The organism is Robertmurraya korlensis, from assembly GCF_023715225.1.
Classification (GTDB): Bacteria; Bacillota; Bacilli; order Bacillales; family Cytobacillaceae; genus Robertmurraya_A.
Genome location: NZ_JAMBNS010000079.1, coordinates 1 through 476, shown reverse-complemented (window position 1 = coordinate 476; position 476 = coordinate 1). Strand labels below are relative to the sequence as shown.

General features: G+C 39.1%; 1 protein-coding gene. It reads left to right on the top strand.

All coding sequences use genetic code 11. The features are described 5' to 3' along the window. On the top strand, window positions 1-300 hold a 300-nt coding region (locus M3175_RS25900; RefSeq protein ID WP_251524559.1), incomplete at its 5' end, for a hypothetical protein. Window positions 301-476: the final 176 nt, after the last annotated feature.

The following is a 476-nucleotide window of genomic DNA, read 5'->3' as shown; positions in this document are numbered from 1 at the left end:
CCTATTGATGGTGATTTTTTACGGGTTGAACAATCATTAAATGCTGGTTATTTAGAAGCGGCCATCAAATTATATACCGGCATATTTTTTAGCAAAACTGAAAGCCCTTTTTTATGCACTTGGCGCACCTGTTTAGAAGCTCGCTTGAGCCAAGCCATTTATCATTCAGATCAGGTTGACTTATTACTGATGCATTTGTCAAATTGCCCCGATGCTAGTGATGCTATAGAAAGGTTGATTGAGTTAATGCCAGATAACCTCTCGATTCACCAACATTTAGAGGTGCTATCAAATCGGTAACCATGAATTTTTGCTTAACCATCAATTTCTCCCTAATCATGCACTTTTCGTTGAAAAAGCCGTTGCAAGGCTTTTTCGATATGGCTGATACCTTCACCAACCCATTGGTTGTGTTTTATTCTTGACTTCCCGCTTTACTACCATGTCTTTTTCCTGTGCCTGCAAGCATTTCTAAA